The sequence below is a fragment of the Mycolicibacterium elephantis DSM 44368 genome (assembly GCF_004014805.1).
Taxonomy (GTDB): Bacteria; Actinomycetota; Actinomycetes; order Mycobacteriales; family Mycobacteriaceae; genus Mycobacterium; species Mycobacterium elephantis.
In genome coordinates this window covers 26,368-48,226 of the sequence record NZ_ATDN01000003.1, presented here as the reverse complement: position 1 = coordinate 48,226, position 21,859 = coordinate 26,368, and the positions used below count along the sequence as shown (strand labels likewise).

Annotated in this window: 29 protein-coding genes, 1 tRNA gene and 1 pseudogene; 22 read left to right on the top strand and 9 right to left on the bottom strand. The window is 67.6% G+C overall.

What is annotated here, in order from left to right; genetic code table 11:
* Nucleotides 1–28: 28 nt before the first annotated feature.
* The gene (locus tag MELE44368_RS03620) at nt 29–925 is read left to right on the top strand and encodes an alpha/beta fold hydrolase (RefSeq protein ID WP_241566463.1); all 897 of its coding nucleotides are present in this window, start codon (nt 29–31) and stop codon (nt 923–925) included.
* Here MELE44368_RS03620 and MELE44368_RS03615 read toward each other — a convergent pair.
* Nucleotides 908–1,279: a LapA family protein gene (locus tag MELE44368_RS03615; protein WP_128107238.1), complete on the bottom strand. Its 372-nt coding sequence runs from the start codon at nt 1,277–1,279 to the stop codon at nt 908–910. The genes MELE44368_RS03620 and MELE44368_RS03615 overlap by 18 nt on opposite strands.
* An 85-nt stretch (nt 1,280–1,364) precedes the next feature.
* Between MELE44368_RS03615 and MELE44368_RS03610 the strand changes: the two genes are divergently transcribed.
* Genes MELE44368_RS03610 through MELE44368_RS03590 form a run of 5 tightly spaced genes read left to right on the top strand, consistent with a single transcriptional unit; the run spans nt 1,365 to nt 5,490 of the window.
* A complete protein-coding gene (locus MELE44368_RS03610) occupies nt 1,365–2,315 on the top strand; it encodes an ABC transporter substrate-binding protein (RefSeq protein WP_128107237.1) in 951 nt (316 codons plus the stop codon).
* Nucleotides 2,312–3,409, top strand: a complete 1,098-nt coding sequence (locus tag MELE44368_RS03605) for an ABC transporter ATP-binding protein (protein WP_128107236.1) — start codon at nt 2,312–2,314, stop codon at nt 3,407–3,409. Before MELE44368_RS03610 ends, MELE44368_RS03605 begins: the two co-directional genes overlap by 4 nt.
* The gene (locus MELE44368_RS03600) at nt 3,409–4,083 is read left to right on the top strand and encodes an ABC transporter permease (protein WP_128107235.1); all 675 of its coding nucleotides are present in this window, start codon (nt 3,409–3,411) and stop codon (nt 4,081–4,083) included. The genes MELE44368_RS03605 and MELE44368_RS03600 overlap by 1 nt, the downstream gene beginning before the upstream one ends.
* Nucleotides 4,080–4,886 carry an ABC transporter permease gene (locus MELE44368_RS03595; RefSeq protein ID WP_409366096.1) on the top strand — a complete coding sequence of 269 codons (807 nt, stop codon included), beginning with the start codon at nt 4,080–4,082 and terminating at the stop codon, nt 4,884–4,886. The genes MELE44368_RS03600 and MELE44368_RS03595 overlap by 4 nt, the downstream gene beginning before the upstream one ends.
* A 4-nt stretch (nt 4,887–4,890) precedes the next feature.
* Nucleotides 4,891–5,490: a putative glycolipid-binding domain-containing protein gene (locus MELE44368_RS03590; RefSeq protein ID WP_128107234.1), complete on the top strand. Its 600-nt coding sequence runs from the start codon at nt 4,891–4,893 to the stop codon at nt 5,488–5,490.
* Here MELE44368_RS03590 and MELE44368_RS03585 read toward each other — a convergent pair.
* Complete coding sequence (locus MELE44368_RS03585; protein WP_264032580.1) at nt 5,432–6,508, bottom strand: prephenate dehydrogenase; 1,077 nt, start codon at nt 6,506–6,508, stop codon at nt 5,432–5,434. The two genes, MELE44368_RS03590 and MELE44368_RS03585, sit on opposite strands and share 59 nt — an antisense overlap.
* On the opposite strand from MELE44368_RS03585, the gene MELE44368_RS03580 reads away from it, so the two are divergent.
* The 6 genes and pseudogenes from MELE44368_RS03580 to MELE44368_RS03555 all read left to right on the top strand — a co-directional run.
* Nucleotides 6,507–7,025 (top strand): tRNA adenosine deaminase-associated protein, encoded by a 519-nt coding sequence (locus MELE44368_RS03580; protein ID WP_128107232.1) that lies wholly within the window; start codon nt 6,507–6,509, stop codon nt 7,023–7,025. The two genes, MELE44368_RS03585 and MELE44368_RS03580, sit on opposite strands and share 2 nt — an antisense overlap.
* 51 nt (nt 7,026–7,076) lie before the next feature.
* Entirely contained in the window at nt 7,077–7,529 is a 453-nt protein-coding gene (locus MELE44368_RS03575) for a nucleoside deaminase (protein WP_128107231.1), read from the top strand.
* A gap of 105 nt (nt 7,530–7,634) precedes the next feature.
* A tRNA-Ser gene (locus tag MELE44368_RS03570) sits at nt 7,635–7,725 on the top strand.
* Nucleotides 7,726–7,889: 164 nt separating this feature from the next.
* Complete coding sequence (locus MELE44368_RS03565; protein ID WP_206613674.1) at nt 7,890–9,104, top strand: PP2C family protein-serine/threonine phosphatase; 1,215 nt, start codon at nt 7,890–7,892, stop codon at nt 9,102–9,104.
* Nucleotides 9,104–10,675, top strand: a complete 1,572-nt coding sequence (locus MELE44368_RS03560) for a sensor histidine kinase (protein ID WP_128107230.1) — start codon at nt 9,104–9,106, stop codon at nt 10,673–10,675. Before MELE44368_RS03565 ends, MELE44368_RS03560 begins: the two co-directional genes overlap by 1 nt.
* A gap of 51 nt (nt 10,676–10,726) precedes the next feature.
* Nucleotides 10,727–10,876, top strand: a pseudogene (locus MELE44368_RS03555) (response regulator); the annotation flags it as partial.
* Here the strand turns inward: MELE44368_RS03555 and MELE44368_RS03550 are convergent.
* Both MELE44368_RS03550 and MELE44368_RS03545 read right to left on the bottom strand, forming a co-directional pair.
* Nucleotides 10,849–11,310 (bottom strand): ATP-binding protein, encoded by a 462-nt coding sequence (locus tag MELE44368_RS03550; protein ID WP_241566461.1) that lies wholly within the window; start codon nt 11,308–11,310, stop codon nt 10,849–10,851. The pseudogene MELE44368_RS03555 and the gene MELE44368_RS03550 sit on opposite strands and share 28 nt — an antisense overlap.
* Nucleotides 11,311–11,439: 129 nt before the next feature.
* Nucleotides 11,440–11,811, bottom strand: a complete 372-nt coding sequence (locus MELE44368_RS03545; protein WP_206613673.1) for a hypothetical protein — start codon at nt 11,809–11,811, stop codon at nt 11,440–11,442.
* Between the two features lie 56 nt (nt 11,812–11,867).
* On the opposite strand from MELE44368_RS03545, the gene MELE44368_RS03540 reads away from it, so the two are divergent.
* Nucleotides 11,868–12,212, top strand: a complete 345-nt coding sequence (locus MELE44368_RS03540; RefSeq protein WP_128107229.1) for a DUF732 domain-containing protein — start codon at nt 11,868–11,870, stop codon at nt 12,210–12,212.
* 51 nt (nt 12,213–12,263) lie between these two features.
* On the opposite strand, the gene MELE44368_RS03535 is transcribed toward MELE44368_RS03540, so the two are convergent.
* Together MELE44368_RS03535 and MELE44368_RS03530 are read right to left on the bottom strand one after the other, a co-directional pair.
* Entirely contained in the window at nt 12,264–12,728 is a 465-nt protein-coding gene (locus MELE44368_RS03535; protein ID WP_128107228.1) for a lipoprotein LpqH, read from the bottom strand.
* A gap of 147 nt (nt 12,729–12,875) precedes the next feature.
* Nucleotides 12,876–13,295, bottom strand: coding sequence for a lipoprotein LpqH (locus MELE44368_RS03530; protein ID WP_128107329.1), 420 nt, complete (start codon nt 13,293–13,295; stop codon nt 12,876–12,878).
* Nucleotides 13,296–13,321: 26 nt separating this feature from the next.
* On the opposite strand from MELE44368_RS03530, the gene tgt reads away from it, so the two are divergent.
* Both tgt and MELE44368_RS03520 read left to right on the top strand, forming a co-directional pair.
* Nucleotides 13,322–14,581: a tRNA guanosine(34) transglycosylase Tgt gene (gene tgt / locus MELE44368_RS03525; RefSeq protein ID WP_128107227.1), complete on the top strand. Its 1,260-nt coding sequence runs from the start codon at nt 13,322–13,324 to the stop codon at nt 14,579–14,581.
* 113 nt (nt 14,582–14,694) lie between these two features.
* Nucleotides 14,695–15,912, top strand: a complete 1,218-nt coding sequence (locus MELE44368_RS03520; protein ID WP_128107226.1) for a saccharopine dehydrogenase family protein — start codon at nt 14,695–14,697, stop codon at nt 15,910–15,912.
* 121 nt (nt 15,913–16,033) lie between these two features.
* Here the strand turns inward: MELE44368_RS03520 and gluQRS are convergent, their stop codons facing one another.
* From gluQRS to MELE44368_RS03505, 3 genes are read right to left on the bottom strand one after another with little or no spacing between them, the layout of a single operon-like run.
* Entirely contained in the window at nt 16,034–16,909 is an 876-nt protein-coding gene (gene gluQRS / locus MELE44368_RS03515) for a tRNA glutamyl-Q(34) synthetase GluQRS (RefSeq protein WP_206613672.1), read from the bottom strand.
* Between the two features lie 53 nt (nt 16,910–16,962).
* Nucleotides 16,963–17,277: a hypothetical protein gene (locus tag MELE44368_RS03510; RefSeq protein ID WP_128107224.1), complete on the bottom strand. Its 315-nt coding sequence runs from the start codon at nt 17,275–17,277 to the stop codon at nt 16,963–16,965.
* 1 nt (nt 17,278) lies between these two features.
* Nucleotides 17,279–17,488, bottom strand: a complete 210-nt coding sequence (locus MELE44368_RS03505) for a hypothetical protein (RefSeq protein ID WP_128107223.1) — start codon at nt 17,486–17,488, stop codon at nt 17,279–17,281.
* Between the two features lie 480 nt (nt 17,489–17,968).
* Here MELE44368_RS03505 and MELE44368_RS26535 point away from each other — a divergent pair, with 480 nt between their 5' ends.
* The 7 genes from MELE44368_RS26535 to gvpJ (MELE44368_RS03470) are packed head-to-tail and all read left to right on the top strand — an operon-like array spanning nt 17,969 to nt 21,857.
* Nucleotides 17,969–18,649, top strand: a complete 681-nt coding sequence (locus MELE44368_RS26535; RefSeq protein WP_164890019.1) for a hypothetical protein — start codon at nt 17,969–17,971, stop codon at nt 18,647–18,649.
* A gap of 5 nt (nt 18,650–18,654) precedes the next feature.
* A complete protein-coding gene (locus tag MELE44368_RS03495) occupies nt 18,655–19,701 on the top strand; it encodes an SRPBCC family protein (protein WP_128107328.1) in 1,047 nt (348 codons plus the stop codon).
* Nucleotides 19,698–20,105 (top strand): gas vesicle protein GvpJ, encoded by a 408-nt coding sequence (gene gvpJ, locus MELE44368_RS03490; RefSeq protein WP_128107222.1) that lies wholly within the window; start codon nt 19,698–19,700, stop codon nt 20,103–20,105. Before MELE44368_RS03495 ends, gvpJ (MELE44368_RS03490) begins: the two co-directional genes overlap by 4 nt.
* Nucleotides 20,102–20,890, top strand: a complete 789-nt coding sequence (locus MELE44368_RS03485) for a GvpL/GvpF family gas vesicle protein (RefSeq protein ID WP_128107221.1) — start codon at nt 20,102–20,104, stop codon at nt 20,888–20,890. The genes gvpJ (MELE44368_RS03490) and MELE44368_RS03485 overlap by 4 nt, the downstream gene beginning before the upstream one ends.
* Complete coding sequence (locus tag MELE44368_RS27465; RefSeq protein WP_409366095.1) at nt 20,793–21,254, top strand: gas vesicle protein GvpG; 462 nt, start codon at nt 20,793–20,795, stop codon at nt 21,252–21,254. The genes MELE44368_RS03485 and MELE44368_RS27465 overlap by 98 nt, the downstream gene beginning before the upstream one ends.
* Nucleotides 21,154–21,477: a gas vesicle protein GvpO gene (gvpO, locus tag MELE44368_RS03475; RefSeq protein WP_128107219.1), complete on the top strand. Its 324-nt coding sequence runs from the start codon at nt 21,154–21,156 to the stop codon at nt 21,475–21,477. The genes MELE44368_RS27465 and gvpO overlap by 101 nt, the downstream gene beginning before the upstream one ends.
* Nucleotides 21,474–21,857, top strand: coding sequence for a gas vesicle protein GvpJ (gene gvpJ / locus MELE44368_RS03470; protein WP_128107218.1), 384 nt, complete (start codon nt 21,474–21,476; stop codon nt 21,855–21,857). The genes gvpO and gvpJ (MELE44368_RS03470) overlap by 4 nt, the downstream gene beginning before the upstream one ends.
* Nucleotides 21,858–21,859: the final 2 nt, after the last annotated feature.

Sequence of the window (21,859 nt, the reverse complement as noted above, 5' to 3'; positions counted from 1 at the left end):
GATCGCACCCCTCTGCGTCTTCTCGTTAATGGTTCTGCTCGTCGCGGTGGCGGTGCTCAACCACACCTGGGCACGGATGCCGGCGATGCCGGCGGCCGACGGCCAGTATCTCAGCTTGCGCGGCAAGGACATTCACTACGTCGAGCAGCCCGGCCAGGGTGTTCCGATGGTACTGATCCACGGGCTTCCCGGCACCCACAAGGACTTCGACCCGGTGATGCCGAAACTACAAGGCCTGCATGTGGTTTCGTTCGACCGCCCGGGATTCGGCTGGTCGCAGGGCGGTTGGCTGCCCTATCAGGAGCAGATCGATCTGGTGCACGAGATGTTGACGCGGCTCGACCTCGCTCCGGCGATTCTGGTCGGGCACTCGTTCGGGGGCACGCTCGCGCTGGGCGTCGCGCGTCGGTATCCGCAGGACGTCGCCGGCATGGTGCTGGTGGCGCCCGGCGCCGGGGGGCTCCGCTCGTCCACTCCAGACCTGATGCAGGCCCGCTTCATCCGGTTCAGCCAACTGCCCGTCATCCGCCCCGTGCTCGACGCCACCGCGGGCAACGTGATCAGGAAGGTGTCGGCAACCGCCGGGGCGGGCCACGCGTTCGATCCGGAGCCTGTCGATCCCGGTTACGAGCAGCGGCTGCTGTCGGTGACGATGACGCCGGGTAACCTCGCCGCGCTGGCGTCCGACCAGCTGGAGTTCGACGACACCGCGCGCTGGGTCGACGAGAACGTGCCGCAGATCGAGGTGCCCTCGGTGATCATCGGCGCGGAAGGCGATCAGCTCGTCGACTTCGACCATGCTCGGCGGCTGGCCGCTGACCTGCCCAACTCCGAGCTGATCACGGTCGACGGCAGCCACATGGTCCCGTACAGCCACCCGGATGTGGTGGCAGATCAAGTCCGCAGATCAGCTGCGGGAGCTTAGGTTCCTCTTCGCGGCTCGGCGCAACTGCACCATCCGGGCGGTGCCGATCGCGACGGCCAACAGCCCGCCGCACACCGCGGCCAGCAGAATCGCCACGCCCACAGGCAGATTCCACTCCCACACGAAGAAGTTGATGGTGGTCGAGTCGGTGTTCTGCATGATGAACACCAGCAGCACGATCAGGATCACGAACCCGGCGATCAGCGCCGACCACAGCGCCGCAGCCCGGGTGAATTTGACCGCGGACTCCGGGTGCAGAAGATACTCGCCGGCGGTCCCGGTCGGCTCGGGCGGAGTTCCCCTCGAGGGTTCCTCAGCAGCAGGGCCGGGCGGCTGCGCGGGATCGCTGGTCATGGGTCCATCTTGACCCTTTCCCGCGGCGAATGAAACCACCAGTCGATAGTGTCGGCCAGACGAGCACGCCGAAAGGACTCAGGATATGGGCGCCAAGGGTCATGCCGGCGGGTGGAGTTTGGCCGTGGTGGCGCTGCTGTTCGGGTTGGTGAGCACCGCATGCGGCAGCTCGAATCCGCTCGGCGGCGGAAGCGTGTCCGGCGACCTGAAGACGATCGCCGTCGGGTCCGCGGACTTCCCTGAGAGCAAGATCCTCGCCGAGATCTACGCGCAGGCGTTGGAAGCCAACGGCTTCACGGTGTCTCGCCAGTTCGGCATCGGCAGCCGCGAAACCTACATCCCCGCGGTGCGGGACCACTCGATCGACCTGATCCCCGAATACACCGGCAACCTGTTGAACTACTTCGACCCGACGTCGACGGTGACGGCACCCGACGCGATCGAATTGGCGCTGCTGCGGGCGCTTCCAGGCGACCTGTCGATGCTGCCGCCGTCGCAGGCCGAGGACAAGGACACCGTCGCCGTCACCCGCGCAACCGCGGAGCGATGGAACCTCACGACCATCGGCGATCTCGCGCCGCACTCCGACGAGATCAAGTTCGGGGGACCGTCGGAGTTCCTCGACCGCGCCGAAGGGCTGCCGGGGCTGAAGAAGAACTACGGCGTCGACATCCCGCCGGCCAACTTCGTCTCGATCAGCGACGGCGGCGGGCCGGCGACCGTGCGCGCGCTGGTCGACGGCACGGTGACGGCCGCCAACATCTTCAGCACCTCACCGGCGATTCCGCAGAACGACCTTGTGGTGCTCGAGGATCCGAAGAACAACTTCCCGGCCGCCAACGTCATGCCGCTCGTCGCATCGCAGAAGATGTCCGACGAGCTCAAGACCGTGCTCGACGCCGTATCGGCCAAGCTGACCACCGAGGCGCTCATCGAGATGAACAGCGCGGTCGAGGGCAACGCAGGCGTCGACCCCGACGAAGCGGCGCGAAAGTGGGTAGAGGACAACGGGTTCGACAAACCGGTGACCCGATGATCGTCTTCGACTCCGTCACCAAGCGCTATCCCGACGGCACCGTCGCCGTCGACGACCTCAACCTGCAGGTGCCGACCGGCACGCTCGCGGTGTTCGTCGGGCCGTCGGGCTGCGGCAAGACCACCTCGATGCGGATGATCAACCGGATGATCGAGCCGACATCGGGAACGCTCACCGTGAACGGCGACGACGTCAGCACCGTCGATCCGGTGAAGCTGCGCCTCGGCATCGGTTATGTCATCCAGAGCGCCGGGCTGATGCCGCACCAGCGCGTCATCGACAACGTCGCGACGGTGCCGGTGCTCAAAGGCGAATCCCGGCGCTCGGCACGCAAAGCCGCGCTGGCGGTGCTGGAACGCGTCGGCCTGGATCCCGCGTTGGCCAACCGCTATCCCGCCCAGCTGTCCGGCGGGCAGCAACAGCGCGTCGGCGTGGCCCGTGCGCTGGCCGCCGACCCGCCGATCCTGCTGATGGACGAGCCGTTCAGCGCCGTCGACCCCGTGGTGCGTGAGGAACTGCAGACCGAAATCCTGCGCCTGCAAAACGAATTGCACAAAACCATCGTGTTCGTCACCCACGACATCGACGAGGCCATCAAGATCGGCGAGAAGGTGGCGGTGTTCGGCCGCGGCGGGGTGCTGCAGCAGTACGACGCGCCGGCGCGGCTGCTGTCCAATCCGGCCAACGATTTCGTCGCCGGGTTCATCGGGGCCGACCGCGGCTACCGCGGCCTGCAGTTCCGCCACTCCAGCGGCCTTCCGCTGCACGACATCAGATCCGTCGCCGAACCGGAGATCGACACCCTTGCCCTCGGCCCGGACGACTGGGTGCTGGTGCGAAAGCCCGACGGTACCCCGTATGCGTGGATCGACGCCGACGGAGTCGAACAGCACCGCAACGGCGGCTCGCTCTACGACAGCACCACCGCGGGCGGATCGCTGTTCACCCCCAACGGTTCTCTGCGCCAGGCTCTCGATGCCGCGTTGTCGGCGCCGTCGGGGATCGGGGTGGCCGTCGACGCCGACGGTAAGCCGATCGGCGGGGTGCTCGCCGACGACGTGCTGGCCGCGCTCAAGCAGCAGAGGAACGGTTGATGCGTTACCTGCTCACGCACCTGGACACGGCGTGGGAGCTGACGGTCATCCACGTGCGGCTGTCGCTGATCCCGATCGTGCTTGGCCTGTTGATCGCCGTGCCGCTCGGCGCGCTGGTGCAGCGCACCACCCACCTGCGCAGGCTGACGACGGTCACGGCGAGCATCATCTTCACCATTCCGTCGCTGGCGCTGTTCGTGGTGTTGCCGTTGATCATCCCGACCCGGATCCTCGACGAGGCCAACGTCATCGTCGCGCTGACGCTCTACACCTGCGCGTTGCTGGTGCGCGCCGTGCCCGAAGCGCTCGACGCGGTACCCGGGCCGGTGCGCGACGCCGCCACCGCCGTCGGCTACCGGCCGCTGACCCGGATGCTCAAAGTCGAACTGCCGCTGTCGATTCCGGTGCTGGTGGCCAGCCTTCGCGTCATCGCGGTGACCAACATCTCGATGGTGTCGGTGGGCTCCGTGATCGGCATCGGCGGGTTGGGCACCTGGTTCACCGAGGGCTATCAGGCCAACAAGAGCGATCAGATCATCGCGGGCATCATCGCGATCTTCGTGCTGGCGGTCGTCGTCGACACGCTCATCCTGCTCGCGGGCAGGGCGGCGACCCCGTGGACCCGCGCCGCGCGCCTCAGCAGGGCGGACCGCATCAAGGTGGCCGCCGGATGAGCCCGATGACCTTTCTCTCCGAGGCGCTGTCGTTCATCTTCACGGCCGCCAACTGGGGCGGGCCCGCCGGCCTTGCCGCCCGCATCGGCGAGCATCTTCAGTACACCGTGTTGGCGGTCGTCTTCTCGGCCATGATCGCGGTGCCTATCGGGCTGCTCATCGGGCACACCGGGCGGGGCACCTTCGTCGTCGTCACCGGGGTCAACGCGCTGCGCGCGCTGCCGACGCTGGGCGTGCTGCTGCTCGGCGTGCTGCTGTGGGGCCTCGGGTTGGTCGGCCCGACCGTGGCGCTGATGCTGCTGGGCATCCCGCCGCTGCTGGCCGGCACCTACGCCGGCGTCGCCAACGTGGACCGTACGGTCGTCGACGCCGCGCGCTCGATGGGCATGACCGAGACGCGGGTCCTGCTGGGCGTCGAGGTGCCCAACGCGCTGCCGCTGATCCTGGGGGGGCTGCGCACCGCCACGCTGCAGATCGTCGCGACCGCGACGGTCGCCGCCTACGCCAGCCTCGGCGGCCTGGGCCGCTACCTGATCGACGGCATCAAGGTGCGCCAGTTCCACATCGCGCTGGTCGGGGCGTTGATGGTCACCGCGCTGGCGCTGATCCTCGATGCCGCCCTGGCGTTCGCGGTGTGGGCGTCGGTGCCGGGCACCGGCCGGCTGCGCAGGTTCGGGCGCATGCCGCAGCCGTTCCTCGACGACGAGATCCTGCTCGAATCCCAGGGCCGCACGCGCGCACGCCCACCGCGGCCGGCACGTCGGAGTCGCGGTACGGGCGCGGAGACCCGTCGCTTACGGTAGAGGGATGAGCGACGCAGGCAGCCCCGGTGCGACCCAGAGCGCATGGCCGGCGATTCTGACATGGCGGTCGCACGATGTGACTCGCATGGAATCGGTACGGGTGCAGTTGGCAGGCAACCGGATCAAGGCCTACGGCAGGATCGTCGCCGCCGCGACGTCTTCGCATCCGGCGTTCTCGGCCTCCTACAACCTGGTCACCGACGAGTCGGGGGCCACCAACCGGCTCTCACTGACCGTCACCCTCGCCGAGCGCGAACGCCAACTGTCGATCGCCCGCGATGAAGAGAACATGTGGCTGGTGCAGGATCACACCGGCCGATCGACCCGCTCGGCGTTCGACGGCGCACTCGACGTCGACGTGGTCTACAGCCCGTTCTTCAACGCGCTGCCCATCCGTCGCACCGGGTTGCACCAGCGCTCGGACTCGATCACCTGCCCGGTGGTGTACGTGCGGCTGCCGGAGGTGTCCGTGGACTCGGCGGTGATCAGCTACAGCAGCGCCGCCGACGGCATCAAGCTGCACTCACCGGTCGCCGACACCACGATCACCGTCGACGCCGAGGGCTTTCCCCTCGACTACCCAGGACTGGCAGAGCGGATCTGATCACCCCGCCCGCGCGTCCCGCGGCGGCGAGTTCCTCACGCCAGTTCTCCTCCCCGACGGCGATCGTGACGATCTCGGGTCGGCTGAAGCTGTCGTAGCGCACGCGGGCGGCGTGCCCTGCCTCGATCAGATCGCTCAGCGGGCGCTGCGCCACCAGCGCGTCGCGCGCATGGTTCAGCAGCTCAAGCGAGCGCTCAAGCACCGGGACGAGCTGATCGGCATTGGCCTCACACATCGCGCGCACCAGATCGGGCGCGGTGGCCGCCACGCGGGTGCCGTCGCGGAAAGACCCCGCGGCCAGCGCGAACGCCAGCGGCACCTCACCGGCGGTGACGGCCAGCGCCTCGGCGAGCAGGTGCGGCAGGTGCGAGATGGTGGCGGCCGCGGCGTCGTGTTCGTCGGAGCGGGCGGGCACGACGAACGCGCCGCAGTCCAGCGCCAGCGCCATCACCTCGGCCCAGATGCCGGGCTGGACATGGTCGTCCACGCTGACCACCCACGGCGCGTCGACGAACATCCGGGCGTCGCCCGCGGCCCATCCGGAGTGCGCGGTCCCCGCCATCGGATGGCCGCCGACGAAGCGCTCCAACAGCCCGAAGTTCTGGACCGCTTGCAGCACAGCGCTTTTCACGCTGGTGACGTCGGTCAGTGGGCATTCGGGGGCGAGGTCGCGCACGTGGCCCAACATCAGCGGCAGTGCCGGGACCGGAACGGCCAGCACCACCAAGGCGTTGCGGTCGGCGGCCCGGGACAGCGCTTCGTCGATGTCGTCGGTGGCGTCGTAGCCGTCGGCCCTGGCGGCCGAAACGGACTCCAGCGAGCGGTTGTAGCCGAAGACCTCCCGCCCGGCGGCCGCGGCGGCGCGCATCACGGAGCCGCCGATCAATCCCAGGCCGACCACACAAACGGGCGTCTTCGTCATCCCTTCAGGTTTCCACATCCTGCGCCATCGGCCGACCTCAGGCTCCGGCTGATGTCCTGGTAAATGGCCTGGTCGGCGACTACCGTAGGCCGACATGGGAGCACAGCGTGCGCCGGCGCAGGAGCAGGCCGACATGCCCGACGGGTTCGGGGTGGCGGTGGTGCGCGAGGACGGCAAGTGGCGTTGCGCACCGATGCGCCGTGCGGCATTGACCAGCCTGGCCGCCGCCGAGACCGAGCTTCGTGAAATACGCAGTGCCGGAGCGGTCTTCGGGCTGCTCGACATCGACGACGAGTTCTTCGTGATCGTGCGGCCCGCCCCTGCCGGCACCCGGTTGCTGCTGTCGGACGCGACCGCGGCGCTGGACTACGACATCGCCGCCGAGGTGCTGGAGGAACTGGACGCCGATATCGGTCCGGAGGATCTCGACGAGGCCGAACCGTTCGAGGAAGGCGACCTGGGCCTGCTGTCCGACGTCGGCCTGCCCGACGCGGTGCTCAGTGTGATCCTCGACGAGACCGACCTCTACGCCGACGAGCAGTTGGGCCGGATCGCGCGGGAGATGGGGTTCGCCGACGAGCTGTCGAAGGTGCTCGAGCGCCTTGGCCGATAGGCGATTTGTGTGCGTGTTGTTGCGCCCACCGCTCGTGAACGCACACAAACCATGAGGACGGACGAGCAGCTCATCCGCGACGCGCTGGACGCCGCCCGCGGCGCCGGACCCCGCGACGTGCCGATCGGCGCGGTGATCGTCGCGGCCGACGGCACCGAGTTGGCGCGTGCGGCCAACGCCCGCGAGGCGCTGGGCGACCCCACCGCGCACGCCGAGATCCTTGCGATGCGCGCGGCGGCCCAGGCGCTCGGCGACGGGTGGCGGCTGGAGGGCACCACGCTCGCGGTCACCGTCGAACCCTGCACGATGTGCGCGGGAGCGCTGGTGATGGCGCGGGTGGCGCGGCTGGTGTTCGGGGCGTGGGAACCCAAGACCGGGGCGGTCGGCTCGCTGTGGGACGTGGTCCGCGACCGGCGGCTGACACACCGCCCGCAGGTGCGCGGGGGTGTGCTGGCCGACGAGTGCGCGGCCCCGCTGGAGGAGTTCTTCGCGCGGCAGCGATGAGCGCTTGCGCGAAGAGCCGAAGGCAGCGATGAGCGCTTGCGCGAACACAACAACGCCGCACTAGCGATTGGATCAGCGGGGCGGGTGCCCGGTAAGCTGCAACGCGGTGGCGTGTCCGAGCGGCCTAAGGAGCACGCCTCGAAAGCGTGTGACGGGTAACCCCCGTCCGAGGGTTCAAATCCCTCCGCCACCGCCAACGTTTCTCCACACCGAAGCGCACGATGTTGACGCTTATGTCGAGAAAATTGGGCTGCGCGCCCGTAACTTCGGCGTGCGGTGGATACGCCCGCTATTGTCGAAAACGTCACTAAAGAAGGGTCAGGACGACCACGGTGACCTACGTGGGAGGCCTGGTTACCGATGCGTGCGCTGTATGAACCCGAGTCAGCGGGTGGGCAGGTGATGCCCAAGAGCGGCAGTAGCCGGCCGTTCTCGGTGTTGCTGGTCGAGGACGACCGCGCCGACGCGGTGCTGGTTGAGGAACTGGTCAACGACGCCGATGCCTCCATCGAACTGACCTGGGCCAGTTCAATCGAGCAGGCCGGACAGGAAATCGCCGTGCACCGGCCCGACTGCGTGCTGCTCGACCTCAACCTGCCCGACGCCGACGGCATCAAGGCGCTGGACCAGATCGCCGAGCATGACGTCACGGTGCCGATCGTCGTGCTGACCGGGCTGAACGACGAACATTTCGGGGTGTCGGCGTTGGCCGCCGGGGCCCAGGACTACCTGGTCAAGGGGCGCGTCGAACCCGAGGCGCTGCACCGCGCCCTGCTGTACGCGATGGAACGGAAGCGCGCCGAGCTGACCGCCGTCGAACTGCACGCCAGCGAACTGCGTGCCATGGAGAACGCCCGCCTGGAACGCGGGTTGCTGCCCTCACCGCTGCTGATGGACCAGCCCGGGGTAGACATCGTCGCCCAGTACCGGCCCAGCCGTCAGCACGCGCTGCTGGGCGGTGACTTCTACGACTTCATCCAGACGTCGGACCGCACCGTGCACGTCATGGTCGGCGACGTCGCGGGCCACGGCCCCGACGAGGCCGCCCTGGGGGTGGCGCTGCGGATCGGGTGGCGCGCGTTGACGTTCGCCGGGCTGCGCGGCAACGAGCGGATGCGCCAGCTCGAACGGATCCTGAGCACCGAACGGCCCGGCGCCAGCATCTTCGCGACCGTGCTGTCCGTCGCGATCGAGCCCGACGGGCTGGGTTTCGACGTGGTGTCGGCCGGCCACCCCGGCATGTTGTTGCACGGCCCGGACACGGTCGAGTGGCTCGAACCCGCGTGCGGGTCCGCGCTGGGCCTCAACGGCCACGAGTGGCCGCTGAACCGCTTCGAACTGCCCGACGGCCACGGGCTGGTGCTGCTCACCGACGGGCTGTTCGAGGGACGCTCCGGGCGCGGCAGGGAACGCCTGGGCGAGGACGGCCTACTGCAGCTGGCACGGTCCTACGCGAAGTTGCCGGCCGCCGAGTTCGTCAGCGCGCTGATCGACGACGTGGAGCGGCGTGCGCAGTCCGTCGGCGGCATCAGCGACGACATCGCGGTCGTGCGGGTCGCACGCACGGCGACGTGATGAGATGGCAGCCAACGGTTCAGGGCTGGCAGAACCTGGTGCTGTCGATTCTGGGCATCGTGGTACTCGGCGGCGCGATCGGCGTCGTGTTGCTGCTGGACCGGACCGATGACGCGTCCCGGCGACTGACCGCCGAGATCCAGCCCGCGCGCATCGCGGCGTACCAGTTGCAGGCGGCGCTGCGGGATCAGGAGACCGCGGTGCGCGGCTACGCGATCGCCGGCGACCCCCGGTTCCTCGACCCCTACTACGCCGGGCAGAACGCCGAACATGCTGCGGCACAAGAGATTCGCAGATATCTGGGAAACCACACCGAGCTGGTCGCCGACCTCGGCGCCGTCGAGCAGGCCGCAGCGGCCTGGCGTTCGTCCTATGCCGAGCCGCTGATCACCGGCGTGCGACCCGGCACACAGAACGTGCCGGACGCCGTGCTGGCCGAGCGTGGCAAGGCGCAGTTCGACGTGATTCGAGGGCTGTTCGAAACGCAGAACCAGCACCTGTCGCAGACCCGCGAGGACGCCGTCGAGGCGATCGAGCGGATGCGGGGATGGCGGGACGCGATCCTGGCCGCGGTGGTGGCGGTGATCTTCGCGACGACGATCGTGCTGGCCCTGCTGGTCCGCGCGGCGGTCACCCGCCCGCTGGATGCGCTTGCGCGCTCATGCCGGGTGATCACCAGTGGCAACTTCGACGAGACGATCGTGCCGCGCGGGCCACGCGACATCCGGGCCATCGCCGCCGATGTCGAAGACATGCGCCAGCGGATCATCACCGAACTGGAGAGCACCCGGTCGGCGCGGGCGCAGCTGGCAGAGCAGGCACTCGATCTGCAACGGTCCAACGCCGAACTCGAGCAGTTCGCCTACGTCGCGTCCCACGACCTGCAGGAGCCGCTGCGCAAGGTGGCCGCGTTCTGCCAGCTTCTGGAGATGCGCTACCGCGACAAGCTCGACGAACGCGGCATGGAGTACATCGGGTTCGCCGTCGACGGCGCACAGCGGATGCAGGTGTTGATCAACGATCTGCTCGCGTTCTCACGGGTGGGCCGGCTCAACACGGTTTCCGACGAGGTGGAGTTGGGCGACACGCTGGACGCCGCGCTCGGCAACCTGTCCACCGTCATCGAGGAATCCGGCACTCAGATTGAACGCAGCGGTGAGCCGCTCCCGCGCCTCACCGGGGACCCGACACTGCTCACCATGTTGTGGCAGAACCTGATCAGCAACGCGGTGAAGTTTCAGCGTGAAGGGCTCACTCCCCGCATCGTGGTCGACTGCGAGAAGGGCGCCGACGAGCGCGACGGCACGTGGCTGATCACGGTGTCCGACAACGGGATCGGTATCCCGGCGGAGTTCGCGGACAAGGTGTTCGTGATCTTTCAGCGGTTGCACGGCCGCGACGCCTACACGGGCACCGGCATCGGGCTCGCGTTGTCCAAGAAGATCGTCGAGCACCACGGGGGCAGCATCTGGATCGACACCTCCTTCACCGGCGGAGCGCGGTTTCGCTTCACCATTCCCATCACCGCCGACGAGCCCGTCGCGGCCACCGCGGAAGGAACCACCGAATGACCACCGACGAAGGTCGCGCCATCGACGTGCTGCTCGTCGAAGACGATTCAGGACGCGCCGCGACCGGACCTGATCCTGCTGGACTTCAACCTGCACGCGAACGCCTACGTCACCAAGCCCGTCGACCTCGATCAGTTCATGAAGGCGGTGCGCCAGATCGACCAGTTCTTCGTTCAGGTGGTCCGGCTGCCCGGCCGCTGAACCGCGTCGCCGGCCCCGGCCAGTGCGAACTCGATGCGCACCGTGGTGCCTACCGACGTGCGCTCGAGGTCCACGCCGTCACTGATCGCGGAGATGATCGGAAGGCCACGCCCCCTGGTGGTGGGTTCGCTGGGCGGGGTGCGCCATGTTCCGAAGTCCGCGACGCAGACCGCGATCTGCTCGCCGCGGGAATCGCGGCCCACCGCCGCCTCGATCTCCATCTGGCCCGGCTTGGTGCCTCGGTAGGCATGTTCGATGCAGTTGGTGCACGCCTCGTTGACGGCGAGCACGATGTCGGCGGCGACGGTGCTTGACACCCCGAGCGGTTCGAGCCAATCGAACAGTCGGCGCCTGATATCGGCCAGTTGATCCGCGGTCGCCGGCACCTTCATCCGCAGTGGACGCGCCCGCCGGCGCCGCGCATCGATCTCCACGCCCGTGGTTGTACCCGCCTTGGGCCGATAACTCACGTCGGCCACGCGTGCGCTGTCGATTTCGATACCTCGGGATGAAAGGCCGATGCCGATGTGGGCGTGCTCGCCTACGCGCGCGCCTACTGAACCTCAGCGGTAGAACGGCACGCTGTAGTCAGAGGTCCACGCGCCGCCGATGCAGCTGAGCGGAACTCCGTCGGGGGACTGCGCGACGCCCTTGTCCTCGCCGCAGGCCAGCCGGATCGGCCGCACCCCCACCAGCGGCGGTGACTCGATCCAGACGCTGCGCGAGCTGCACGCCAGCGTGTTGCCCGCGGCGTCCATGCCGAAGTTGTATCGGGTGTTCTGTACGCAGTGCTCGCCTTTGACGGCGGTGTGATCGACATACGGCACGCAATCGGCGCCGTCACAGACTCGGGGTAACGCCGGAGCCGTCGGCGCACTCATCAACGGTGCCGCCACGAACCCGCACGCCATCGCCACTGCAGCCATCAGCCTCATGGGGGTTAGCGTATGTGCAGGACACGATTCGCGGGATCGGAATAGGCTCACTACCCATGAAGCTCGCCATCGCCGCCATCGCCACCGCAGGAGCCGCAGCCGCCATGGCCGTCGCGCCTACCGCCGACGCCGACGTCGTCGCCTACCTCGTCAACGTGCACGTGCGGCCCGGGTACAACTTCCCCAACGCGGAGGCCGCCATCGGATACGGCAACACCATCTGCGACCGAGTCGCCGCCGACATGAGCTACGGCCAACTCGTCGACCAGGTCAAGGCCGACTTCCACACCACGGACTACTACCAGGGCGCCTACCTGATCAACCAGGCCGTCAACGAACTGTGCCCGGCACAGGTCTGGCAGCTGCGTCAGTCCGCGGCCGGCTACACCCTGCCCGCCTGATGACAAAACGGCGGCGCCCCGCCGGGACGCCGCCGTTTCGGTGGTACGTGCCTACGGGCAGGTGACCTCGATCTCGAACGGCTTGTTCACCGGCTGCATCGGGTTGGCCATGTCCACCCCCGTCGCGGTTCCGCTGATCTTGTAGGTGTCGCCGTCCTTCTCCACCTTGGCTTCACCCTGACCGGTGCCCGACTGGTAGCCGAGCGTCACACCGTTGACATTGCCCAGACCCACTGACTGAACCGCCGGCGAATCGCCTTCGCTGACCACCGCGCCGATGCCGGTGGTCGCATCGCCGATCGCGATGTTGGTGTTGCCGCCCATGGAACTGCACACGACGGTGCCCTGGACCTCTTGGTCCTGTCCATCGATGGTGACGGTCGTCTTGCCCTCGGCCGCCGCGGCGGTCGACGTCTCACCCGTGGTCTCGGACTTGTTGTCGCCCGAGCCGCAACCGGAAAGCCCCGCGATGACGATCGCCGCACCACTGACGGCAACCAGGAACCCAACCTTCACGACAGTCTCCTTTTGTGTTGTCGTGACCCGTCAAGATCGGCGGATCATCTCGGTCAGTATGGGCGGCAGCACCAGCGCGATCACTGGGTTTTGCCGAAAAAACCCGCCGGCGTCGACGGTTGACCTGCAGCGACACCAGTGCTGCGGTTAGCAGGCCACCTTGATCGCGAAGGTGCCGGGCACCCGGAAACTCGGGTTGGCGGTCTCGAATCCGTCGGCGGTACCGCTGATGTGGTAGGTGCGGCCGGTCATGCTGACCTCGGCGGCATCACCCAGCCCGGCGTTGTAGCTGCCGGTGAAGCCGCCGACATCGTTGATGCTGACGTTCTCGGCGGTCAGCTCGTCTTCGTTGGACACCATCACCGTGACACCCGATGTCTGGTCGCCGGTGGTGATCGTGGTCAGCGGGCCGGTCGTGTCGCACTGCACGGCGGTGGTGGTTTCGGCCTGTTGGCCGTTGACCTCGATCTCGGCCGTGCCCGCGACCAATTCACCTGGACCCGGCTGATACTCCGGCGGGTTCGACGAACATCCGGCGAGCAGCAGGGCCGCACCGGCAAGGCACAGGAATCTCACAGTGCAGAATCTACGGCGTGACCGCGCCGAATACTGCCTGTCCGAACGACTCGTCGGCGCGCTTCTTCACCGTCGACGCCGAGCTGCCGGGCCGGTTCGGCCGGGCGGGGACGATCCGGACCCCGCACGGCGACATCCACACCCCGGCGTTCATCCCCGTCGGCACCCAGGCCACCGTCAAGGCGGTGCTGCCTGAAGCCATGAAAGAACTCGGGGCGCAGGCCATCCTGGCCAACGCCTATCACCTGTACCTGCAGCCGGGGCCCGACATCGTCGCCGAGGCGGGCGGGCTGGGGGCGTTCATGAACTGGCCCGGCCCGACGTTCACCGACAGCGGCGGGTTTCAGGTGCTGTCGCTGGGCGCCGGGTTCCGCAAGGTGCTCGCGATGGACACCGAACGGGTGCAGGCCGACGACATCATCGCCGAGGGCAAGGAGCGGCTGGCCGCCGTCGACGACGACGGCGTGACGTTCCGGTCGCATCTGGACGGGTCCACCCATCGATTCACGCCGGAGCTGTCGATCGGGATCCAGCACCGGCTGGGCGCCGACATCATCTTCGCGTTCGACGAGCTGACGACCCTGGTCAACACCCGCGGCTATCAGGAGCAGTCGGTGCGGCGCACGCACGCCTGGGCGGTGCGCTGCCTGGCCGAACACCGCCGGCTGACGGCCGCCGATCGACACAGGCCGCCGCAGGCATTGTTCGGTGTCGTGCAGGGCGCCCAGTACGAGGACCTGCGGCGCCAGGCAGCCCGAGGGTTGACGACGATCGTCGACGACGACGGCGTCGGGTTCGACGGCTACGGTATCGGCGGGGCGCTGGAGAAGCAGAACCTGGCCACCATCGTCGGGTGGGTGAGCAGCGAACTGCCTCCCGACAAGCCCCGCCACATGCTCGGCATCAGCGAACCCGACGACCTGTTCGCCACCGTCGCCGCGGGCGCGGACACCTTCGACTGCGTGTCGCCGTCGCGGGTGGCGCGCAATGCCGCGGTGTACTCGGCGACCGGACGGTTCAACGTCACCAACTCGCGCTACCGCCGCGACTTCGGCCCGATCGACGCCGAGTGCGACTGCTACACCTGTGCGCACTACACCCGGGCCTATCTGCATCACCTGTTCAAGGCCAAGGAGCTGCTGTCGGCGACGCTGTGCACCATCCACAACGAGCGGTTCATCGTGCGGCTGGTCGACCAGATCCGCGCGGCGATCCGGGCGGGGGAGTTCGACGAACTGCGCGCGCACGTGCTGGGCCGCTACTACGCCCAAGCGTGAGTACGCCCAAAGGGACAGACGGGCGGGAAAGTGCTAGTGGAATCCGCCTTTTCGTCGATCTCGGCGCCGGCGCTCGCCAGGCGTGACGGCCAGCCGTCGCGTACCGTCAGCCCATGAGAGTGCTGCTGGTCGGCGCGGGTGGGGTGGGCGCGGCGTTCTGCTCGATCGCGACGCGGCGCGACTTCTTCGACCGGGTCGTCGTCTGCGACTACGACGAGGCCCGCGCCCGGCAGGCCGTCGACGCGGTCGCCGACCCACGGTTCACCGCCGGACGGATCGACGCCTCGAGTTCCGACGCCGTGGCCGATCTCGCCGCGCGCCATGACATCACGCACGTGATGAACGCCGTCGACCCCCGGTTCGTCATGCCGATCTTCACCGGCGCACTCGCGGCCGGCGCGGACTACCTCGACATGGCCATGAGCCTGTCGCAGCACCATCCCGAGCAGCCGTTCGGAAAGACCGGCGTCAAACTCGGCGACGAACAGTTCGCGCAGGACACCCGGTGGCGCGACGCGGGCCGGCTCGCCCTGGTCGGCATCGGCGTGGAGCCGGGACTGTCCGATGTCTTCGCGCGCTACGCGGCCGACCACCTGTTCTCCGACATCGACGAACTCGGCACCCGCGACGGGTCGAACCTCACCGTCGACGGCTACGACTTCGCCCCGTCGTTCTCGATCTGGACCACCATCGAGGAGTGCCTGAACCCGCCCGTGATCTGGGAGGCCGAGCGCGGCTGGTTCACCACCGAGCCCTTCAGCGAGCCTGAGGTTTTCGACTTCCCCGACGGCATCGGCCCCGTCGAGTGCGTCAACGTCGAGCACGAAGAGGTACTGCTGATGCCGCGTTGGATCAACTGCCGGCGGGCGACGTTCAAGTACGGCCTCGGAGAGGAGTTCATCGGCGTGCTCAAGACGCTGCACAAGCTCGGCCTGGACGGCACCGAGAAGGTGATGGTGGGGCCAGTCGAGGTGAGCCCCCGCGACGTGGTCGCGGCCTGCCTGCCCGACCCGGCCACGCTCGGCCCGAAGATGCGCGGCAAGACCTGCGCGGGGGTGTGGGTCACCGGCACCGGTAAGGACGGCGACCCGCGATCGACGTACCTGTATCACGTTGTCGACAACGAGTGGTCGATGGCCGAGTACGGCCACCAGTGCGTGGTCTGGCAGACGGCGATCAACCCCGTTGTCGCGCTGGAACTTCTGGCCGACGGCACCTGGAGCGGCACCGGCGTGCTGGGCCCGGAGGCCTTCGACGCGGCGCCGTTTCTGGAGTTGTTGACCGCATACGGCTCCCCGTGGGGACAACAAGAACTTCCGCCGCGAAGCTGACGCCGCGAATGTGGGGTCGCCGCACGCTGTGAGCGACGATCGCGTGCGGGTAACCCACGTTCGCGCCAAGAGAGCGCCAAGAGAGCGCCAAGAGAGCGCCGAGAGAGCGCCGAGAGCGGGGTCACTTCGGGCGGTAGATCCACGGGTGCCGCGGCAGCCGCGCCGGGTCGAACACCTCCAGCAGCGACTCGAGGTCGGTCGCCGTCGGCCAACCCAACGACCCCGCGATCTGCGCCAGCGCACGGTCCACGCCGATCTCGGCCAGCGTCACCGCGCCGTCGCGCTTGGCCAGCCGTGCGCCGTCCTCGTTGAGCACAAGCGGCACATGGGCATACGTCGGCTCGGGGTAGCCGAGCAGCCGGGCCAGATACGCCTGGCGCGGCGAGGACGGCAACAGGTCGTCGCCGCGCACCACTTGATCAATGCCCTGCGCGGCGTCGTCGACCACCACCGCCAGGTTGTAGGCCGCGACGCCGTCTCCCCGTCGCACCACGAAGTCGTCGATGATGCCGGTGTAGCGGCCATGCAGCACATCCTCGACGGTGTAGGCGATCTCGTCGGTGCGCAGCCGCAGCGCCGGCGGGCGGCCTGTCTCCTCGCGGCGGGCCTCACGCTGGGCCACGGTGAGGTCGCGGCAGGTACCCGGATAGGCCCCCTGCGGAGCGTGCGGAGCGCGCGGCGCTTGGGCGATATCCCGTCTGCTGCAGAAGCATTCGTACAGCAGGCCGCGGGCGTCCAGCTCGGCGACGACGTCGTCGTACCGCTGCGTGTGCTCGGACTGCCACTCGGTCGGACCGTCCCAGGTCAGCCCGATCGCCGCCAGGTCGGCCAGTTGCCGTTCGGCGATGTCGGCGGAGGTCCGGTCATCGAGGTCCTCGACGCGCATCACGAAACGCCGCCCCGTCGAGCGCGCGAACAACCAGGCGAGGACTGCCGTGCGCAGGTTACCGATGTGGAGGTCGGCCGACGGGCTCGGTGCGAACCTGCCAGCGTTCATCACCGGAATCTAACTCCCCCAGCCCAAGTTCTGTCGGTCGGCCCTTCGCCAGCTCAGGCAACGCGCTTACGTGCCTTGCGAGCGGTCCTGCGGGCTTTCTTGCCGACGTCGGCGGCAGCATCGGACGTACTGGAGACGGCTTCTCGCCGAGTCGTCTTCAATCTCTTCGCTGTCTCCTCCACCGGATGGGCGACCGCGCGAGGCAGCATCAACGACCCGGCCCGGGTCATCAGCCGTCCTGCGAAGGCCACCAGCGGAATGCCGAGCGGAAGCAGGATGATCGACACACACAACACGATGCCGACCAGCCCCAGCAACGCTCCCACTATCCACAGCAGTGCGCCGAGAAGGCCACGGACGAATCTCATCTCAGCCTCCGACGTGCATCATGTCGCCGGCCAGGCTGAACAGACGCGAACCCAGTTTCAAGACGGGGATGCCCAGTGGGATGAGGATGATCGTCACGCAGAGCACGCCGCCGACGACCCACACCAGGGCCGCGACGACACCGAGCACCACGCCGAGTACCGCCCCTAGGATTCCGAGCACCACGCCGACCAAGCGATTGAGTACTTGCACGATGGCCCTCCTCTACACCTGAGGATCGATGCCAGCAAAGCGGAAGGGGCACGCTTCCGGGCCCGCTCCTCGTTACCGAGGGACTACCCGTTGCGGCGTCACTTAAAGGCGATTTCAGCGAATTTTTGTCATCACTGTCGATTAGATAAAGCTGGCTAAGTAGCTAAGCGAATGTGACAACGCTCGACGCCAGTGCCGTGACATCGGTCACGACGTCGATTTGGCTACCGTATGCGGTTTGCATACTGACTGCCCCGAAAAAAATCCTGTTGAAATGCGGATTTAGGAGTGGATAGCCGAGTTGGCGGGTAAATCTCCACCTAACCAACAGCCGCGGTCCTGGGGGAGACACGGAGAAGACCAACAGCGTGCGCTGACTAAGGCTAACTGGCTTCAATCGGAGAGGAACGGATCATGGCGAATGGAGCAAAGGTAGCGCTCGCTATCGGGGCGGGTTACTTCTTGGGCAGGACGCGGAAGATGCGGATCGCCTTGATGCTGGCGGGAGCGGGTCTGACTGGCAAACTTCCGGCGCCAGGCCAACTGGTCTCGCGAGGGGTTGCTTCACTGGGCGTCTCCGATCAGATCCACGACCTCTCGAGCCAGCTTCGCGGCGAGGTGCTGACCGCCGCGAGGACGGCCGCGATGACTGCGGCGACCAGTCGAGTCGATGCCCTCAACGATCGGCTGCAGGGTGTGGTGCCGACCGAGGAGGTCGGACGAACCGCCGGATCCGCGGCTCGCAACCTGAGCTCTGCAACCGGAGTGCTCAACGGGCGTCGGAGGCGCGGCGCTGACGACGGCGATGCGGCCGAGGACAGCTACGACGACAACTACGACGACGAGAGCTACGAGGACACCTACGACGACGACAGATTGGACGCCGATGAAGAGGACCTCGACGGCGAGGATCTCGAAGAAGATCTCGACGACGACGACGCCGATCTCGATGACGACGACGCCGATCTCGACGGCGAGGATGCCGACGAGGAGCTGGACGACGAGCCCCGACGGCGAGCCACGCGCCGGGTGGCGAGCTCGCGAGGCGTGACGAGACGCACGCGACGGGCGCCGTCCGACAGCAACGGCCAGGCACCGGGTGCATCCTCTCGGCGCGGCAGGACCGCAGCGAAGCGCGCCCCGGTGCGCAGGGGGCGGTGATCGAAATGGCGACACAGACGAAGAGAAACACCGGACGGGCGCAGCCGACGCCGAATAGCGCTGGCCCCCTGCAGGAATCGTTGCAACGGCTGGCAGGGTCCATGACTGACCGGGCGGTGAACTCCGTATCCGGGCGTCTCAGCGAGGCCTCCGGTCGGCTGACCGACTACGCCCAGAACGGCGGCGGCCTGTTGTCGGCGGTCACCGGGAAGGACGGCCTTGCCTCACCGGTCAAGAGCGCGCTGAAGGCAGGCGTCGGCGGCGCGGCGGGAAAGGTGAAGGACTCGGTGAAGGACGCGGCGGGGTCGCTTACCGCCGCGGTGACCGGCAAGGGCGGAAAGGGTGGCGGCCAGAAGCTGAAGGTCACCAACATCGTGGAGCAGATCGAGGTCGGCGTCCCGATCGACGTGGCCTACGAGCAGTGGACTCAATTCGCCGACTTCCCGAAGTTCATGAAGAAGGTCGAGCAGGTCGAGCAGGTTTCCGACGAGAAGCTGCGATGGAAGGCTCAGGTGTTCCTTTCACACCGGACCTGGGAGTCCACCATCGTCGAGCAGGTACCGAACGACCGGATCGTGTGGAGGTCCAAGGGTGACAAGGGCTATGTGGACGGGGCGGTCACTTTCCATGAACTTGCGCCCGATCTCACACGCATCATCGTGGTGCTCGAGTATCACCCGCAGGGCTTCTTCGAGAAGACCGGCAATCTATGGAGGGCACCGGGAAGACGAATACGGCTCGAGCTGAAGCATTTCCAGCGCCATGTCATGACCGACACCATCCTGCATCCCGACGAGCTCGAAGGCTGGCGCGGCGAGATCCGCGATGGTGAGGTGGTCTCCCCGGACCAGTCGGACAACGAAGAGCCGAAGTCGAAGCCCGAAGCTCGGCGCCGAAAGGCGGCAGACCGCAGTGGGTCCGGCGAGTCCAAGCCGGACCGCTCGCGGACGGCACAGGCCGGCCGGGGCCGGGCCGCCACGAGTCGTTCCGGCGCCGCACGCTCGGAGACCGGCCAGCGTCGGACATCGCCGAGGAAGGCGGCACGGTCATGACCACCGCGATCCAGCCCGCAGGGGGCGGCGGCGATGCCGGCGGCCCGAGCTCGAGCAGCCTGGCCGACGTCATCGACACCATCCTGGACAAGGGCCTGGTGATCGACGCCTACGTCCGGGTGTCACTGGTCGGCATCGAATTGCTGACCATCGACGCCCGAGTCGTGGTCGCCAGTGTGGATACCTACATGCGCTTCGCCGAAGCCGTGAATCGGCTCGACATCTCACAGCAGGACGCCAAGGCGGGCCTGACCGATCTGGTCGGTGAGCTCACCGAGGGGGGTGCCGAGCACAAGACCAAGGGTGCGCTCGAGGCGGCCGGTGAGAAGCTCGGCGACCTGCTGGGCGATTCTTCCGCCGAGCGCGATCGGGCACCCCGCCGGGCGCAGACAAGGGGGCAATGATGGTTCGAGACAAGGATTCCGGTGAGGCGCAGGTGTCCTTGGGTGTCTATGTCTACGGAATCGTCCCTGCCGACGTGGAAGTCGAAAGCGACGCCGTGGGAATCGGCGATCCGCCGGCGAAGGTCAAGGTGATCCGCAAGGGAGATATCGCCGCGCTCGTCAGCCCGGTCCCCACGGATCAAGCGCTGGGCAAGCCCGAATGCCTGCAGGCGCACGCCCGGCTGCTCGACGGCACTGCCTCGGTGGCGCCTGTGTTGCCGATGCGGTTCGGAGCCGTGATGACCGACGAGGAGTCGGTTGCCGAAGAGCTCCTCGAACAGAACCACGACGAGTTCGCCGAGGCCCTGCGGGCTCTCGAAGGACATGCCGAATACATCGTGAAGGGGCGCTATGAGGAAGACGCAATCCTGCACGAGGTGATCTCGGAAAGCTCAGAGGCGCAACAACTCCGAGGTGACATCGCCGGGCTTTCGGAGGATGCGTCGCGTCAGGCTCGGATGGCGCTGGGCGAGCTCGTGGTCAACGCGATCGAATCGAAGCGGCACGCCGATACGGACATCGCGATCGAGGCGCTCGACGGTATCGCCAAGCAGCTCAACGTCCGCCAGCCCACGCACGAACTCGATGCGGTGAGCGTAGCCCTCTTGGCCGCTCTGGAGGACGAAGCCAAGCTGCAGGACACGCTGGATGAGCTGGTCGAGCAGTGGCGAGGACGGGTGCAGCTGCGACTGCTGGGACCACTGGCGGCCTACGACTTCGTCGTCACTCGTGCGGAGACGGGGTGACGCCGTGGGACTTGTTTCGGGACTTCTACTTTGGCCGCTGATTCCGGTCCGGGGCGTGGTGTCGCTTGGTGAGCTGATCCAGCGACGCGTCGATTCGGAGCTGCACGATCCGGCAAGGACCCGCCGACAGTTGGAGGAGCTCGAAGAGGCGCGTGAGCGGGACGAGATCTCGGCTGAGGAAGAACACGCGGCACAGGAGCAGATCCTGAAAATGCGGGTCAGACCGGATGTCGGTCCGGCCCTGAGGAAGACGGGTGAGGACGATGGCCCAGGGCAGCCGTGCACGAACAAGCGAAGGGCGCAAGGGCCACTCGCCGTTGAGTGCCCGGGACGCCGCCGAAGCGGCCCGGGAATTCATCAGTGAACTCAACGGCAGGGAACCGGCGGCCATGACCTCAGTGGAGGCGACCGATATCGACGGCTGGGTGGTCGAGTTCGAAGTCATCGAGGACCGCCGGATCCCGTCCTCCGCCGATGTCTTGGCCCTTTACGAAGTCGAGTTGGACGCCGGCGGCGAACTGCTCGGTTTCCGTCGCACCCGGCGATATCTGCGGGGCCAGACCCGAGACGGAGGTAACGGCGCGTGACGCTCGGCGACGACAGCCTGGTACCGCGAGGCTCTGGAGGCGGCGCGGTCGCGAACCCGCAGTCGGCGAATCTCGGCGACATCCTGGAGCGGGTGCTGGACAAGGGAATCGTGATCGCGGGGGACATCCAGGTGAACCTGCTCGACATCGAGCTCCTGACCATCAAGCTACGGCTGGTGGTGGCTTCCCTCGACACCGCCAAGCAGGTCGGCATCGACTGGTGGGAGAACGATCCCTGGTTGACCGGCAAGAAGTCTCAGCTGCAATTGGAGAACGAGAAGCTTCGGGCGCGCATCGAGCGGCTAGAGCAGGGCAACGGCCAACGCCGGGCGGTGGAAGCGCGATCCGTGGAGTATGAGGGCTTCGAGGATGGGGACTGATG